Raw genomic sequence first — 16104 nt, forward strand, 5'->3', positions numbered from 1 at the left:
TCGGAAGGAAGTGTGAACATGCTTGATGGGGGATTGGATCTTTTAGACATATTACGGATCGGTTTAGATATCGCTCTCGTCTGGTATGTTTTATATAAATTAATGATGCTTATCAGAGGGACAAAGGCCATTCAACTGCTGAAGGGCATTGTTGTCGTGCTGATTGTGTGGGTGATCAGCATTGTCCTGGAACTGCATACCATCCAGTATTTGACTAATCAGGTGATTAACTGGGGATTTGTGGTTATCATTATTCTATTCCAGCCTGAACTGAGACGGGCACTCGAACAGCTTGGCCGCGGCAATCTCTTTTCCAGAGGATCGCAGTCCGAAGAAGAGAAGCTGGAACAGGAGATTGAGGCGCTCACGAAGTCGTGTCAGTACATGGCGAAGCGGCGAATTGGTGCTTTGATCTCGATTGAACGTGAGACAGGGATTGGTGAATATGCCGAGACCGGTATCCCAATTAATGGCAAGCTGACCCATCAGCTGCTGACCAACATTTTCACGCCGAATACACCGCTGCATGATGGGGCAGTGATTATAAAGAATGAAGAAGTATTTGCGGCAGCCTGTTATTTGCCGCTGTCCGAAAGTCCTTTCATTTCCAAGGAGCTGGGGACAAGGCACCGGGCGGCTATGGGTATAAGTGAAGTGACCGATGCGATTACGATTGTCGTATCTGAAGAGACAGGCGGCATCGCAGTTACGCGTAACGGTGAAATGCGAAAGGATCTCGATCAGGAGGGCTTGCGCACTTACTTATATGAGATGCTGGCATCGTCATCTATGAAAGCCTCTGAATCCAAGTCACGTCATCAGAGGGGGAAGAATAATGGATAATTGGTTCAAGAGTCGGTGGTTTATCCGTGTTGTCTCGCTGGCCTTCGCGATTGTGTTATATATATTTGTCCAGGTGGAAATGGATCAGTACCAGAATGATTCGCGGCTTTTGCCGAATGCAGGTGATGATGTGCAGACGGTTGATGATGTGCCGGTGAACATTCGTATTGATAATGACAGCTATGTCGTCAGCGGTGTTCCGGAAGTTGCTGATGTGACACTTGAAGGCAACATGGGGACCATCACGGCGACAGCCAAGCAGAAGAACTTTGATGTCTATGTGGACCTGAACGATCTGGACCCTGGCACCCATCGGGTTGACCTCGCGTATACGGGTATACCGGAAGACCTCAGTGTTTATGTCGAACCCAAAACGGTTGAAGTGACGATCGAGGAGCGGGCGACCAAGAAATTAGGGGTCTCGGTTGATTATATTCATCAGGATCAGCTTCCGGAAGACATGGAAGTAGGCGAGGCCCAGACAGATCCGGAACAGGTGACGATTGCCAGTTCTAAGGATGTGATTGACAAAGTTGCGATTGTGAAGGTGTTTGTCGATCTGGCGGATGTCACCAAATCCATTGACAACCGGGAAGTACCGGTGAAGGTCTATGATGCCGGCGGGAATGAACTGAATGTCCGGGTTGAACCGGAAAATGTGAAAGCATCCGTCGATATCGGCAGTTCGAGCAAAAAAGTACCGGTGAATGTCCAGACGACAGGTGACCCGCCTGATGGCTACGACCTGGCGTCTGTCGAACCGGATCCGAGCGATGTGAAAGTGTTTGCAAAAAAAGATCTGCTCAAGGATCTGGACAACGTAACGACTGAGAAAATTAATTTAGATGATGTCACGGAATCAGGTGATATGGATGTTGACCTGGCGCTGCCGGACGGGGTGAGTGCCGACGGAGATGGTTCGATTGGCGTCGCGGTTAAGCTGACACAGACACGCGAGTTTGATAAGGTGCCGGTTGAGGTGAATAACCTTGATGACTCGCAGAATCTGACATTCAGCAAACCGGAAAACGATCAGATGCTGGTGACGGCCTCTGGAAGCCAGAAAACGATCAGTGACCTGACAGCAGGGGATTTTACCGCGTCGATTGATGCCGCAGACCTAGCGGACGGCGAGCACGAGCTGCCGATTACCATCAAGGGTCCGGACGGCATTGAGACAAGCGGTGAATTCGATAAGGCTTCAGTTGAGATCACCTCCTAGAGGCTATCCGGCGGCGATTTTTAACGAAAACTGGGCTGAATCAGGATGAATGGCCGAAGCATGTATGGTCACGAAACGCTATGAATAATAATCTTTAAACAACCTCTAGTCATTGTTAGACGACTATAAAGGAGAGGTAACACAATGGGAAAATATTTTGGAACAGATGGTGTCCGAGGTATTGCCAATACGGAGCTGACATCTGAGTTAGCTTACAAATTAGGCCGTTTTGGCGGCTATCACTTAACGCGAGGGTCGGACACTGATAAACCCAAAATCCTGATTGGACGCGATACACGTGTCTCGGGTAATATGCTGGAAGATGCATTGGCTGCAGGGCTGATGTCGATCGGCGCTGAGGTGATGCGGCTTGGGGTTATTTCCACACCCGGCGTTGCTTACTTAACACGAGCGCTGAAGGCTGAAGCTGGTGTGATGATTTCGGCGTCGCACAACCCGGTTGAAGACAATGGGATTAAGTTTTTCAGTTCGGACGGATTTAAGCTCACCGACGATCAGGAGCAGGAGATTGAAGACCTGATGGATGAGGGCGATCATTTACCGCGTCCGACTGGCGGTGGTATTGGTGTTGTTAATAACTACTTTGAAGCTGGACAGAAATATCTCTCCTTTTTGAAGGATTCGATTGATAATGATTTTGCCGATCTTAAAATTGCTCTGGATTGTGCGCATGGTGCAACATCCAGCTTAGCGACTCATCTGTTTGCTGATCTGGAGGCTGATATTGTCTCCATTGGTTCTTCGCCGGACGGGCTGAACATTAATGACGGTGTTGGCTCGACCAAACCGGAAGCGCTGCAGGACTTTGTTCTGGAAAAGGGAGCTGATCTGGGACTTGCTTTTGATGGCGATGGTGACCGTCTGATCGCTGTTGATGAGAAAGGCCAGATTGTTGATGGCGACCAGATTATGTTTATTTGCGGCAACTATATGAACGAGAAAGGTGTGTTGCGTCATAATACGGTTGTTTCCACGGTTATGAGCAATCTCGGGTTTTATAAAGCACTGGAAGACAATGATATGCACAGTGATAAAACATCGGTGGGCGATCGCTATGTGATGGAAGAGATGCGCCAGAATGGTTACAATCTGGGCGGCGAACAATCCGGTCATGTGATTTTCCTCGATTATAATACGACTGGTGATGGTATGCTGACAGCGATTCAGCTGGTCAATATTCTTAAAGAAACCGGCAAACCGCTGTCTGAACTGGCAGGCGGCATGACGGTTTATCCGCAGGTGCTGAAGAACGTGAAGGTGATTGATAAACATAAGGCCATGACGAATCCGCGCATTCTTGAGGTCATCGACGCTGTCGAAAAGGAAATGGGCGGCGAGGGCCGTGTGCTGGTTCGTCCGTCCGGTACAGAATCGCTCGTTCGCGTGATGGTCGAGGCGCCGACTAAAGAGGCCTGTGAGAAACATGCTGGCGAGGTGGCCGACGTCATCGATGAACTTCTCGGGATGCAGGATTAAGCGACTGGGACAAAACTTGCGTGATCAACACTCATAACGAACGAAACTCAGGGATTGTTCGGAGGAAAAGACGGAGACGTGTGGTTCGCACGAGAAAGAAGGGATGTCATTGACGACGATTTTAATTGCTGACGATGACCCGTCGATTCGTGAGCTGCTCCGTTTTTACCTGCATAAAGAAGGCTATCAGGCACTGGAGGCTGCGGATGGTGAAGAGGCTTCAGAGCTCTTGCTGTCGCATTCAGTCCAGCTGGCGATTGTTGATATTATGATGCCTAACGTGGACGGCTATCAGCTTTGTACGGAGATCCGGCATGATTATGACATCCCGGTCATGATGGTAACCGCCAAAGGTGACATTACGGATAAAGAAAAAGGATTTGATTCCGGAACTGATGATTATATTGTTAAACCTTTTGAGCCGAAAGAGGTTTTGTATCGTATCAAGGCCTTGCTCAGGCGCTTCAGCATGGCTAGTGAGGATACCATTCAGATAGGCGGGACGGTCATTAACCGGAAAAGCTATGAAGTCACAACGAATGGCAAGACCTTTATTCTGCCCCTTAAGGAGTTTGAACTGCTGGCACAGCTGGCCAGTTTCCCGGACCGGATCTTCACCCGCGATGAGCTGATTGATCTTGTCTGGGGCAACGATTTTGATGGCTATGACCGGACGGTTGACGTTCATATTAAGCGGCTCCGTGAGCGTTTTGTTGATAGCGGGGATGACTTCCGGATTCAGACGATCCGGGGAAAAGGCTACAAACTGGAAATCGCTTAAACGGCAGTATGGGGGAGCGGACCTATGCGAACACTTTACATGCGGATCATCGTCATAACGATGGTGATTATGATTTTAAGCGGTATTGCTTCTTTTCTGGTGACAAATGGTTACTACCAGTTTTATTTAAAGCCTGTGAATGATGATAAAGTAACGGGGATCGCGCATGATATTGCCTCCATTTATGAACGGAATGAGTCTGAGACGCTCGGGCAGTTTCTGGAGGAGCTGACAGATTTGGGTTTTCAGTTCTATGCGGCGGATGAATCTGGGCATACGGAGCTGTTCGGCAAACCGTTTGATACGGCCGAGCTCCCCTCAGGTGCGGTCCAGCAGGTTCTAAATGGCACGACATATCATGGCATTAAAAATTACCCGTGGACGCCATTTATTACAGGTTTCTTTGACAATAAACTAAAGAATACAGTCGGTGTTCCGATTACCTCCAATAATGGGAAGGACTATGCGTTATTTCTGCGGCAGAATACACAGCAGCAGTTTGGCGAGATGCGCATGTTCCTGGCGATTATGCTGGTTCTGATGGTGATTATCACCTTTTTAATGGTGCTGGTCAGCACGCGCTTTATTGTGAAGCCGATTGATAAACTGAGTGCTGCGACCCGCCGGATATCGGCTGGTAATTATCATATTAAATTGAATGATCGCCGCCGTGATGAAATCGGCCGGCTGGCGCGCGATTTTCAGCAAATGACTGACAGCCTGGCTCAGACGGAAGAGAAACGGCAGGAATTCGTCTCCAATGTGTCACATGAGATCCAGTCGCCGCTGTCTTCGATCCAGGGCTTTTCGCAGGCCCTGCGTGAAGAGGAGATGACTGAGGCGGAACATCAGCGGTATCTGACCATTATTGAAAATGAAAGTAAACGGCTGTCACAGCTGAGCCGGCAGCTTTTAACGCTTTCGTTCCTTGATGACGATGCCCGGTCGAATGAGAAAACATCCATTAATCTTCAGGAACAGCTGAAGGATGTGATCGCAGCATCTGAGTGGCTCTGGCGCGAGAAAGGCATTGGCGTGGAACTGGCTAGCGTTCCGGACACCATTTATGGCTATCCGAAACTGCTGCATCAGGTCTGGACCAATCTCTTGACGAATGCGATTCGCTACTCTGAATCCGGCGGAACGATTAAAATCTACGGGAAAACGGTCAAAAATATGGTGACGGTGACGATTGAAGATAATGGTCCTGGCATCAGTGAGGACGATATTCCGCATTTGTTCGAACGTTTTTATAAAGCGGATAAAGCCCGGACGCGAACGGAAAAGAGTTCAGGTCTTGGCTTATCGATCGTAAAGAAGATTATCGAACTGCATGACGGAACCATTACAGTCGACAGTACGCTTGATCAAGGGTCCAAATTTCACGTGTCGCTTCCCAAAACATAAAAAAATGATGGTGTAATGAATCGTTCACTCTCAGTTCATAATCAAGCGTTAAGCTAGGTTATGGAAATGAAAGGAGTGGACGATTTTTATGTTTCTCGCGCTACGCGAATTACTTCATACAAAACTGCGTTATATTTTGATTGGCTTCATCATGCTGCTGGTTGCCATGCTGATTTTCATTATATCGGGACTAGCCAATGGGCTGTCCACTGACAATGCCGGATCGATTAAGTCGATGGATGCCGATGAACTGGTGATCGATCAGGATGCTGACAAGCAGCTGACAGATTCTCTCATGCCGAATACCGCTGTCAGCGATGCACGAGAGGCTGACAATGTTACAAAAGCAGCGCCGCTTACGATAGCCATGTCCAGCATAACGAAGCAGGATACTGATCAGGATGCTGACGTTGCCGTGTTTGAAACCGATTTGCAGGGGATGCTTGTCCCGGATGTCTTGAAAGGTTCGAAGCCTGCTGAGTCTGATGAAGTTCTGGTTGATGAGTCACTGCAGCAGGACGGTTACCGCGTAGGGGATACGATCACCTTTAACGCTGATGATGCGGCTTACACCATTACAGGATTTGCTGACCATGAGCGGTTCAGTCATACACCGGTTGTGTACAGAGAGACCAGTCATGACAAGGTCTCAGCCGTTGCCATTCAGACAAACGGGAGCACAGCTGATCTGAGCTCATCCTACGATGTCCTGTCGAAATCGGATGTTCTGGACGGGATTCCGAGTTACTCTCAGGAGCAGGCATCGCTTGATATGATGATTGTCTTCCTGTTTGTGATTGCAGCTTTTGTTCTGGCGGTCTTTTTCTACGTGATTACGATGCAGAAAAAAGCACAGTTCGGTGTTCTGAAAGCTCTTGGTATATCGACTTCTTATCTGATCCGTAATCTGATGTTCCAGATGGTGGCTATTTCGGTCGTATGTATCGCGATTGCTATAGGCGTGACATACGGTGTTAAAGCCATGATGCCTGATGATATGCCATTTATCATGAACACAGCTAACATGGCGGGCGTCTCACTGCTGTTGCTGGTTGTGTCGGTGCTTGGTTCACTGATATCGCTGTTCCAGGTTATTAAAGTTGATCCTGTTGAAGCTATTGAAGGGGGCGAATAAGCATGTCTCTGACGATGAGCCATGTCTCAAAAGTTTTTAAAGATGGTCCGAACGAATTCAAGGCACTGGATGATGTATCCATGAAAGTCGATAAGGGTGAATTTGTTGCTGTCATGGGTCCCTCCGGATCAGGCAAAAGCACCTTTTTGTCAACGGCTGGAGCACTGCTGTCGCCAACCAGCGGAACGATTGAAATGGACGGCGAGGACATAACAGCATTGAGCGACAAGGAAAAGACCAGGATGCGCTTGAACAAAATTGGGTTCGTATTTCAGACTGCTAACCTTATTCCGTACCTCAGCGCCGCTGATCAGCTGCGTGTGATTAACATTGCCGCGAAAACGGATGGTGTTGTCGATCATGGAACAGATCTGCTGAAGCACTTCGGACTTGGTCATCGTATGAAAAAATTCCCGAGTGAGCTTTCCGGCGGTGAGAAGCAGCGGGTGTCCATAGCACGCGCGTTAGTGAATGACCCTGAACTGATACTGGCCGATGAGCCGACAGCCAGTCTTGATTCCGCAAGAGGCCGGGAAGTGGTTGAGCTGCTGGCGAATGAAGTCCATGATCGCGGAAAAGCAGGCATTATGGTCACCCATGATGAGCGTGTTCTGGACTTATGTGACCGCGTGTTAACCATTACAGATGGCCGGATGACGGAGGCCGAAACGGTTCAAAGCTAGGTGCTTTATTATATAATCGTATGATAGGCCGTGAACGGGGCATGAAAAGATAATGTTTCTTTTCGTGCCCCGTTTCATGCTGTTTTGCAGGTGCCGATCGGCGTATCAAACCGAAAAGTCAGCCAATAAAATTGATTAAAGCCCATATTCTGTGTTATAATATATATAAGTATGTATAGGAGCAGAAAAATTTTCAGCCTCGCCACATGCACGTTTTCAGTCATTCCTGAATAAATTGATGATAGTTTGGGTACTGAAAAATGCTTGATAACGGACGGAATGCTTTGTTATATTATTTTACTTGAAGATATTAGCATAGTTGCTGTCATATAAGCATAGGATGCATGGGTCCCGTTTTTAGGCAGAACAGTCTGTTTAAGGATTGCTGCTGACGGGAAACAGCTCTGAAATAAGGCAGAAACATTCAGGGGTTAACAAATTTATAGCATAGGTGTAGAATAATATTTGGTTAAAAAACACGCTGCCAAGAAGGCTTGTGTTGAAGGTTGCTTACGTACGCAGTTTTTCCGGACAATGACGCTGACAAACGCTTAAGCAATGATGACTATTGAGGTGAATCAAGGTGGAGAAATTGAAGAATGTAAAATCTACCAAAATGGGCTTTTTTTTACTAGCCTTAGTTCTGTTTTGGCTGAAAACGTATATTATATATATCACCGAATTTAACTTAGGGGTCAACGGCGCGCTGCAGCACTTTTTGCTGTTTATCAATCCGGTGAGTTCCGGCTTGTTATTCCTCGGTCTGGCGCTGTTCTTTAAAGGAAGACGATTCGGCATTTGGCTTTTGATTATTGACTCCCTGCTGACGATATTTATGTATGCAAACGTCGTGTTTTATCGCTTCTATGATGATTTCATCACGATTCAGACGCTGATGCAGACGGACAATATCGGCAGTGTCGGCAAGAGTTTTGTTGATCTTGCGAAAATGCATGACGTCCTTTATGGACTGGATATTGCTTTTTTGGTTGTCTTGTTTTTCAAACGGAAAATCAACTGGTCTCCATCTCGTTTAAGCATCAAAAAACCTTTTGCTGTCCTTGCGACTGGCGTTATTGTGTTTGCAGCGAACTTAGGCCTGGCGGAAATTGACAGGCCGCAGCTTTTGAAACGCGTTTTTGATAATAATTATATTGTTAAATACCTCGGTGCACCGAACTTCGCCGTGTTTAACACGGTTCAGTCTGTGAAAGCCAGTGCTAAACGGTCGATGGCCTCCAGTGAGGATATCGATGAAGTGAAGGATTATACAGACAAGAAATTTGCGGCACCGAACGCCGAATACTTCGGTAAGGCGAAAGGGAAAAACATTATAAAAATCCACTTGGAATCATTCCAGTCCTTTTTGATTGATTATAAACTGCATGGTGAGGAAGTGACACCTTTCTTAAATTCACTTGTTCATGATGATCAGGATTTCACGTATTATGATAACTTCTTCCATCAGACGGAGCAGGGCAAAACAGCAGATGCTGAGTTTCTAATGGATAATTCTCTGTATGGCTTGTCTCAGGGTGCCGCATTTGTCACAAAAGGTACGAACACGTATCAGTCACTGCCGGCCATTCTGGATCAGAAAGAGAACTATACGAGTGCGGTTATGCATGGAGATGACAAATCATTCTGGAATCGGAATCAGGTTTATAAACAGATGGGCGTGGATAAGTTTTATGATTCCAGCTATTATGATATGGACGACGATAAAGTAATCAATTATGGTTTGAAGGATAAGCCATTCTTTAAACAATCGATTCCAAAGCTTGAAAAGCTCAACAAACAGGATGGGCCGTTCTATTCGCATTTGATCACTCTGACACATCACTATCCATTTAAATTGGATGATGGCGAGGAATCGATAAAGCCTGCCAACACTGGCGATGGCACGGTGGATCGTTACTTCCAGACAGCCCGTTATCTTGATGAGTCGCTGAAGCAGTTCTTTGCTAATCTGAAGGAAGAGGGTCTGTATAAGGATTCCGTGATTATGATTTACGGTGATCACTATGGTATTTCAGAAAATCATAATCGCGCCATGAGCCAGATAATGGATAAGGAGATTACACCACTGGTCAATGCTAATCTGCAGCGGGTGCCATTTATGCTGCGTGTCCCGGGCATGAAAGGTCAGGGCATTAATCACGAATTTACAGGCCAGGCGGACGTTGCGCCAACGATCTTGCATCTCTTGGGCATTAATTCCAAGAAATATATTCAGTTTGGTACTGACATGCTGTCTGATGAGCACAAAGATTTTGTGCCATTCCGGAACGGGTCCTTTATGACGAAAGATTACAGTTATGTTCAGGGCATCTTCTACGACAATGAGACAGGTGACGCTATTAAAGAACCGACGGATGAGATGAAGGATCTGCGTGATCAAGTGCATTACGAATTGAGTTTGAATGATGAAGTGCTGAATGGTGATCTGCTGCGCTTCTATGAGCCGAGTGAGTCGTGGGAGCCTGTTGATTCCAGTAAGTATCGTTACGGAAAAGACAATAACGAAAACAAAAATGATGACGACAGCGATCAGCAGTCTGACAATGAGACCAATGTTGAGTCCGGTGATATCCCTGACGAGGACAGCAATCAAGAACCAAATAAGACATCTGAGGATGACTCCGGCTCGTAACACAAAAACAGCCCCGCTTCCAATGTATTGAACACTGGAGGCGGGGCTGTTTTAGAATCAATCAGTTAGACGAGCTGACACTGACCTTATCAGAACAATTTTTTGATCATTTTTTTGCGGTAAGCTGGGAATTTTGAATTGCGGTGCAGTTTGCGCTTTTTGACGAGGCTATCAAATTCTTCGCTGTTTTTGACTTCCTGCTGATAGTCATCACCAATGGCATATGTCATGAGGTCGTTTGCTTTGACATGTTTTCTGTTTGTTTGCTTGTTGTTTGTCTCTGGCACAAAGCCGGCATTTTTCAGGATTTTATAGGCCTGGTTGAGTTCCGGTGACATTCCCGGCAGGTCTTCGCGCAGATCAAGTTTTTCGCCTTTTCCCGGCAGATTGTCAAAATCACCGTTATCAATGGCATCTTTAATTTTATCTTCAACGATGAGGTACATAAAAAACCTCCTTTTGGCATTGGCTTCATTATAGCATAGGACTGTCAGATGGTCATGTTCACGCAGCTGGTTCACTGCAGTCTACCCTTGTAACGCGATGCATATTGTTTTACGATGGCGATAAGAGGTGATCGATGTATGGATCGCGAAATTATGAAAGGGAGCATCGATATTCTGCTGCTTAATCTGTTAAACAGTCAGGATATGTATGGTTATGAAATGGTTAAGGTTCTCAAAGAAAAAAGCGATCAGCTGTATAACATGGGCGAAGGAACGCTTTATCCGGCGTTAAAACGCATGGTGAAAAAAGGCTGGATCAGGTCCTATTGGCTTGAAGTCGGGAGCGGCCGGCGCAAGTATTACCGGATAAAGGATGATGGCCGACGTGCACTGGATGATAAATTGGGGCAGTGGAACAGTGTGGACCAGCTGATTGCCAAAACGTCCGGGGATTTATCATGACGCGAATGGAAATACATGTCCAGACGATTTTAGAGCAGCTGCAGAGTTCAGCTGGTGAACGTGACGGGATGCACGAAGAACTTCTCAGTCATTTGCAGGAAGCGAAACAGCATTATCTTAATGAGGGGTTCACGGATGAACAAGCGGAAGAGCGGGCGGTTTCAGAATTTGGAGACCCCAAATTGATCGGTCGTCAGCTGCAGGAATCGCTTTACCCGTACCAGCGGGGGCTGCTGTACGGGATTGGGATAGGTATGATTGCATTTGCCATTCTGTTTTATCTGAATATAGCGTTTTTTCTGCATGATACGTCACTTGTCTGGCTGGCTGTTCAGCTCATATTGGGCGGTGCTGTGACGCTTTTCGCTATGAATATAGCCTTTGCCGGACGCCATGCTTATGGGGTGAGTGTGACGCTGCTGGCGGCTATTATCTGGAATGGATTTAATGTAGTCATCATGCAGAGTATGCCGGTTTGGCAGGCGCTGTGTTTCAGTATTTATCTGCTGCTGCTGATTATTCTGGGATTTATCGCAGTCATTCGCCATTCCTATTATGCCAGTGATTTGACTGAGAGTGAGCGGCCGAAGCGTGGTCTTGTGCTGACAAGCTATGTGGTGAATCTGCTGTTAGGTTCTCTGGTTTCGGGCATTAGTCTGTTCTTTTTGTGGGCACTTCTGGCTTTTTCCGAGGACGGTGCTTCGGTATTCTGGACGTTGTCCCCTCTGCCGATTTGGCTTGTGACGTACCGATTTCAGATGGGCTATATCGCTAAACGGCCTTTAATCGCCATTGCCACCGGTGTCGGTTTTTCCGTCTTGGCGGTTGCGATTCCCTTGCTGATTTTTATGGGGATTTAGGAGGTTTATAAATGACGGTCAAAATGAAGAATATCAGTGTGATAGCGGGCCTGGCTGTGCTGTTCTTGGTGCTTTGGGGTGCTGGTTCGCTGGCAGGCCCTCCTAAAGGCTTTTCGGGATTTGGCAAGACAACGGATGTGTCACCGGATGATCACGAGCTGGTCTTTTCCTATTATCATGATGATGACGCTGCGTTATACACTGTTCCTGTGAGCGGTGGTGAAGCCGAACGGTTAGCCAAACCGGATGAAGGAAAATCGTATGTTCATCCAACGTTCTCACCAGACGGGGAAAAACTTGTGTTCATGGAACAATGGGAGGAAGAAACTGAAGGTGAGAAGCGTCGCTACAGCCAGCTGCGGATCATGGCTAGGCATGATGATTCGGTTAAAACACTTATGAATACAAGTGATTACATAACTGAAGCGGCCTTTTCGCCGGATGGGGAATCCCTTTATTATCTGAAAGCAGACACCTATCAAAATTATTCGCCGGTTGCCTCTGAACAGCCGCATGACTGCGATGTATTCCGGCTGGATCTGGCCTCAGGGGAGACGGAACAGATAACCGAGAAAGAAAGTTACGACATGTCATCACTAAATGTGTCGCCAGATGGTGATCGGTTGATGTATACAACATTTAATAACGGTGACCAGCTGCATGTGCGGGATTTGAAAACTGGCCAGGAAGAGACGCTGGTGCCGGCAGCGGATTTTGCTTCAAACCAAACAGTCATTTCAGCACCAGCTTTTTCATCCGACGGCGACCATGCTGTTTTTTCCAGTGTTGCCGCGAAAGATAAGCAGGGCACTTACATTTATGAAGGTTTCCGGATGAATCTGGAGACTGAAGAAGCTGAACAGCTGACAAATTTCCATGAGCATGTCACAAGTCCTGTCTCTTTCCACCAGGCTGATAAATGGCTGGTAACCGTTGATAATAATTTTGCCAGAGCGGATTCTGACTACAATTATTGGAAAATTAGTGCAGACGGCGACGAGCGGGAGCCGGTGACGATCAACATGCCTGATACGTAAGTGGTGTTTTTTGCCAGGTATGGCCCTCTCCAGTTCAATTAACTGTAACTTTTACGTTTTTTGTGTAAAATGGGCTTGAGAAATTGTTATGTGTCCGTCGGTCGTTCATCGATGGACGTTGAGGGGGGCATTCATTTGAAAGTCATCGGGATTGCTGGGTCCGTTGTCGGATCGAAAACACGAATTGCTGTTGAGCAAGTCTTAACGGCATTAAATCATACTTATGAGACTGCAGAAACGGAATTGATTGATTTGGGCGATTATGAGCTCGTTTTCAGTGACGGGCGGGATTACCGGGATTATACCGGTGATACGAAGGTAGTTCTGGAAAAAATCATGGCAGCGGATGCCTTTATCATAGGGACACCGATTTTTCAGGCGTCGATTCCCGGTACGCTGAAAAATTTGTTCGATCTGCTTCCCAATGAGGCATTCAAGGGTAAGCTTGTTGGCATTCTGGCGACAGCGGGCTCGCCCAAACACTATTTAGTACCGGAACACCAGCTGAAACCAGTTCTTTCGTATATGAAAGCGGTTATTCTGCCGAAATATGTGTTTGTTGAAGAAACGCATTTTGCGCAGAAAACAATTGTTGATGAGGAAGCGAAATCCCGGCTGAATCAGCTTGCGGCGGATTTGATGCATGGCGTGCAGGTGTTCAGCGAGGTGCAGAAGGCAAGGGATTCGGCTTTTCCATTTTAATTTGATTGGTGAAGGGATGCATAAACAGTGGCTATTTCAATTCTCTATGAAGATAACCATGTCCTTGTAGTGGAGAAGCCTGTGAATATGCCGGTTCAGGGTGATCAATCACATGACAGGGATCTTTTGACCATGCTGAAAGATGATTTGAAAATACGCTATCAGAAACCTGGCAATGTCTATTTGGCGCTCGTCCACCGGCTCGATCGTCCGGTTGGCGGTGTGATGGTTTTTGCTAAAACATCCAAAGCGGCGTCGCGTTTGTCGGATAGCTTGCGCCGGGGCGCGTTTGAGAAGCACTATCTGGCGGTTGTCCGCGGCCATCCGCCGCACTCGTCTGGGACGCTGGAAGATTTTTTGCTGAAAGATCACAGCGAAAATAAAGTGCATGTCGCATCACCCCAGACGAAAGGGGCAAAGAAGGCGGTTCTGGATTATGAGGTTGTCGGTCAGCATGATGGCTTGCATTTACTTGCCATCCATCTCCATACAGGAAGGCCGCACCAGATCCGGGTGCAGCTGGCAGCTAGCGGCTGTGTCATCTATGGTGATCAGAAGTACGGGCAGAAGGTGAACTCGCCCGGTCAGCAGCTGGCACTCTGGTCCCATACGTTAGCGTTCGAGCATCCGACCAGGAAGGATATGCTGGGGCACGAGTCCTGGCCGCCTGCTGATTATCCGTGGCATCTCTGGCCAAATTTTGTAAAAGGGGATGATGAGCGTGAGCAAAACACAGCACACATTCACGATAGCAATACATGAGAAGCAGTCATTTACGAATCTGGACAGGCACTTGGATGAGGCTCTATCGGCAAGTGGTATTGCGGATGGCATCATGGTCGTCTACTGTCCGCATACAACGGGTGCGATTACCATCAATGAAAATGCCGATCCGGATGTCAAAACAGATTTAAAACTGGGATTGAACGAGACATTTCCGAACAAACATGAGTATGCTCACATGGAAGGCAATTCAGACGGGCATATGAAGTCATCCGTCTTTGGGGCGAGCGAGACGCTGATCATCTCGGATGGCGCACCGGTACTGGGCACATGGCAAAGTGTCTATTTTTGTGAATTTGACGGGCCGCGAACACGAACGGTCCACGTCAAGCTGCTAGAAGGATAACGCCGATCGTGCTGCAGGATAGGTCCTGCGTGAAAGCTATACTATTAAGGAGGTATTAGAATGACTGATTTTAAAGAGCTGCAGACAAAAGAAGAATTGGAACAGATGTGGAAAAGATCCACGGAAAAACCTGTGCTTGTGCTGAAACACAGTACGACTTGCCCGATTAGTGCTGAGGCATTTAAGCAGTATCAGGCGTTTTTGGAATCGGGTGCTGATCCTGCGGAGGCTTATTTAGTTAAAGTGATTGAGAGCCGGGATCTATCGAATCAGCTGGCTGAGGAAACGGGCGTTAAACATGAGTCACCGCAGCTATTTCTGCTTCAGGATAACCATGTTCGCTGGCATACATCCCATTCCGCCATTACGGAGGATGCCATCAATCAGGCGTTGCAGCAGGCATAACGAAAGCGAATAATTTAAACGTCGAACAATGGCTCGGATCAGCGGAGGAAAATACGGAGACTCCTGCGGGAGCAAAGGGTAGGTGAGACCCCCGAGCGTGCCCGCGAGGAGGCTCACCAGCCGCCCGCGGAGAAGATGTCTTTTTCCGGAGCGGTTCAGTCATTTAGTAATGAGATTGCTAGCAGAAAAAATGAGATAAGATTTTCCATCATCAGGTATAATGCCATGCTTTTCCGGCATAATAACGGTTACGTATTCCCGGAAAGGATGGTTAGACGGATATGGTTTATTTAAAAGCATTAGGTATTAAGTTTATTGTGGTTGGTATTACGGTGTTTTCGCTCTTCGGTATTTTTTATCATGCAAGCGTTTTCAGTTTATTTGGGATCAGTCTATTAACAACAACACTTTCGTTTGTCATTGGTGATTTATTTGTACTTAAGAAATTTGGCAATATCGCCGCTTCGATTGCCGATTTTCCTCTTGGGTTTCTGTCGCTTTTCCTGTTTGGAGGTCTGTTCATTATGACGGGCACCTCTATGGCTGCTATTGCTTTTATGGGGGCTTTTTTTATGGCACTATGTGAGCCTTTTATCCATGCTTATCTGATAGAAAACCTGGAAGAAGAGGCGCTTAAAAAGCAGGGGCCGTTTTCATATGATGGCCAGTTCCAGACAGAATTTGCCGAGGAATTCGAGTCTGATGACAAAGATCAGAAAAATGATGATCGCCAGTAACAGATGTGACTTTGTCAGATTTCCCTCTAAATCAGCGAAAAAATGATCATAAACGTTTTCAATTCCTGTATTTGTCATGTATGATAGGGAGTGAGATTTTACACT

At 47.0% G+C, this 16104-nt stretch carries 17 protein-coding genes; 16 read left to right on the forward strand and 1 reads right to left on the reverse strand.

The window, feature by feature from the left end:
• The first annotated feature begins 18 nt into the window (after positions 1-18).
• The 8 genes from cdaA (at position 19) to ACFQU8_RS05930 (ending at position 10221) form a co-directional block, all read left to right on the forward strand.
• Entirely contained in the window at positions 19-843 is an 825-nt protein-coding gene (cdaA, locus tag ACFQU8_RS05895) for a diadenylate cyclase CdaA (protein WP_382358267.1), read from the forward strand.
• A complete protein-coding gene (locus tag ACFQU8_RS05900) occupies positions 836-2065 on the forward strand; it encodes a CdaR family protein (protein ID WP_382358268.1) in 1230 nt (409 codons plus the stop codon). Before cdaA ends, ACFQU8_RS05900 begins: the two co-directional genes overlap by 8 nt.
• 144 nt (positions 2066-2209) lie before the next feature.
• On the forward strand, positions 2210-3562 hold the full coding sequence (gene glmM, locus ACFQU8_RS05905) for a phosphoglucosamine mutase (RefSeq protein ID WP_382358269.1): 1353 nt from the start codon (positions 2210-2212) through the stop codon (positions 3560-3562).
• A gap of 109 nt (positions 3563-3671) precedes the next feature.
• Positions 3672-4343: a response regulator transcription factor gene (locus ACFQU8_RS05910; RefSeq protein WP_382358270.1), complete on the forward strand. Its 672-nt coding sequence runs from the start codon at positions 3672-3674 to the stop codon at positions 4341-4343.
• Between the two features lie 24 nt (positions 4344-4367).
• Complete coding sequence (locus tag ACFQU8_RS05915) at positions 4368-5750, forward strand: sensor histidine kinase (protein WP_382358271.1); 1383 nt, start codon at positions 4368-4370, stop codon at positions 5748-5750.
• An 88-nt stretch (positions 5751-5838) separates the two neighbouring features.
• Complete coding sequence (locus ACFQU8_RS05920) at positions 5839-6885, forward strand: ABC transporter permease (RefSeq protein WP_382358272.1); 1047 nt, start codon at positions 5839-5841, stop codon at positions 6883-6885.
• Between the two features lie 2 nt (positions 6886-6887).
• On the forward strand, positions 6888-7568 hold the full coding sequence (locus ACFQU8_RS05925; RefSeq protein ID WP_382358273.1) for an ABC transporter ATP-binding protein: 681 nt from the start codon (positions 6888-6890) through the stop codon (positions 7566-7568).
• Positions 7569-8160: 592 nt separating this feature from the next.
• On the forward strand, positions 8161-10221 hold the full coding sequence (locus ACFQU8_RS05930; protein ID WP_382358274.1) for an LTA synthase family protein: 2061 nt from the start codon (positions 8161-8163) through the stop codon (positions 10219-10221).
• 89 nt (positions 10222-10310) lie between these two features.
• Here ACFQU8_RS05930 and ACFQU8_RS05935 read toward each other — a convergent pair whose 3' ends face one another.
• Entirely contained in the window at positions 10311-10667 is a 357-nt protein-coding gene (locus tag ACFQU8_RS05935; RefSeq protein ID WP_382358275.1) for a DnaJ family domain-containing protein, read from the reverse strand.
• 138 nt (positions 10668-10805) lie between these two features.
• On the opposite strand from ACFQU8_RS05935, the gene ACFQU8_RS05940 reads away from it, so the two are divergent.
• The 8 genes from ACFQU8_RS05940 to ACFQU8_RS05975 all read left to right on the forward strand — a co-directional run bounded on the left by ACFQU8_RS05940 (position 10806) and on the right by ACFQU8_RS05975 (position 15999).
• Positions 10806-11129, forward strand: coding sequence for a PadR family transcriptional regulator (locus ACFQU8_RS05940; protein WP_382358276.1), 324 nt, complete (start codon positions 10806-10808; stop codon positions 11127-11129).
• On the forward strand, positions 11126-11989 hold the full coding sequence (locus ACFQU8_RS05945) for a permease prefix domain 1-containing protein (RefSeq protein WP_382358277.1): 864 nt from the start codon (positions 11126-11128) through the stop codon (positions 11987-11989). The genes ACFQU8_RS05940 and ACFQU8_RS05945 overlap by 4 nt, the downstream gene beginning before the upstream one ends.
• Before the next feature lie 11 nt (positions 11990-12000).
• On the forward strand, positions 12001-13026 hold the full coding sequence (locus ACFQU8_RS05950) for a TolB family protein (protein ID WP_382358278.1): 1026 nt from the start codon (positions 12001-12003) through the stop codon (positions 13024-13026).
• A gap of 135 nt (positions 13027-13161) precedes the next feature.
• Positions 13162-13728, forward strand: coding sequence for an NADPH-dependent FMN reductase (locus ACFQU8_RS05955; protein WP_382358406.1), 567 nt, complete (start codon positions 13162-13164; stop codon positions 13726-13728).
• A gap of 27 nt (positions 13729-13755) precedes the next feature.
• Positions 13756-14490 (forward strand): RluA family pseudouridine synthase, encoded by a 735-nt coding sequence (locus ACFQU8_RS05960; protein ID WP_382358279.1) that lies wholly within the window; start codon positions 13756-13758, stop codon positions 14488-14490.
• On the forward strand, positions 14444-14857 hold the full coding sequence (locus ACFQU8_RS05965) for a secondary thiamine-phosphate synthase enzyme YjbQ (RefSeq protein WP_382358280.1): 414 nt from the start codon (positions 14444-14446) through the stop codon (positions 14855-14857). Before ACFQU8_RS05960 ends, ACFQU8_RS05965 begins: the two co-directional genes overlap by 47 nt.
• A gap of 60 nt (positions 14858-14917) precedes the next feature.
• Entirely contained in the window at positions 14918-15262 is a 345-nt protein-coding gene (gene ytxJ, locus ACFQU8_RS05970; protein WP_382358281.1) for a bacillithiol system redox-active protein YtxJ, read from the forward strand.
• A 281-nt stretch (positions 15263-15543) separates the two neighbouring features.
• On the forward strand, positions 15544-15999 hold the full coding sequence (locus ACFQU8_RS05975; RefSeq protein ID WP_382358282.1) for a DUF2512 family protein: 456 nt from the start codon (positions 15544-15546) through the stop codon (positions 15997-15999).
• Positions 16000-16104 lie beyond the last annotated feature (105 nt).

This window comes from Lentibacillus kimchii (assembly GCF_042666895.1).
Lineage (GTDB): Bacteria > Bacillota > Bacilli > Bacillales > Amphibacillaceae > Lentibacillus > Lentibacillus kimchii.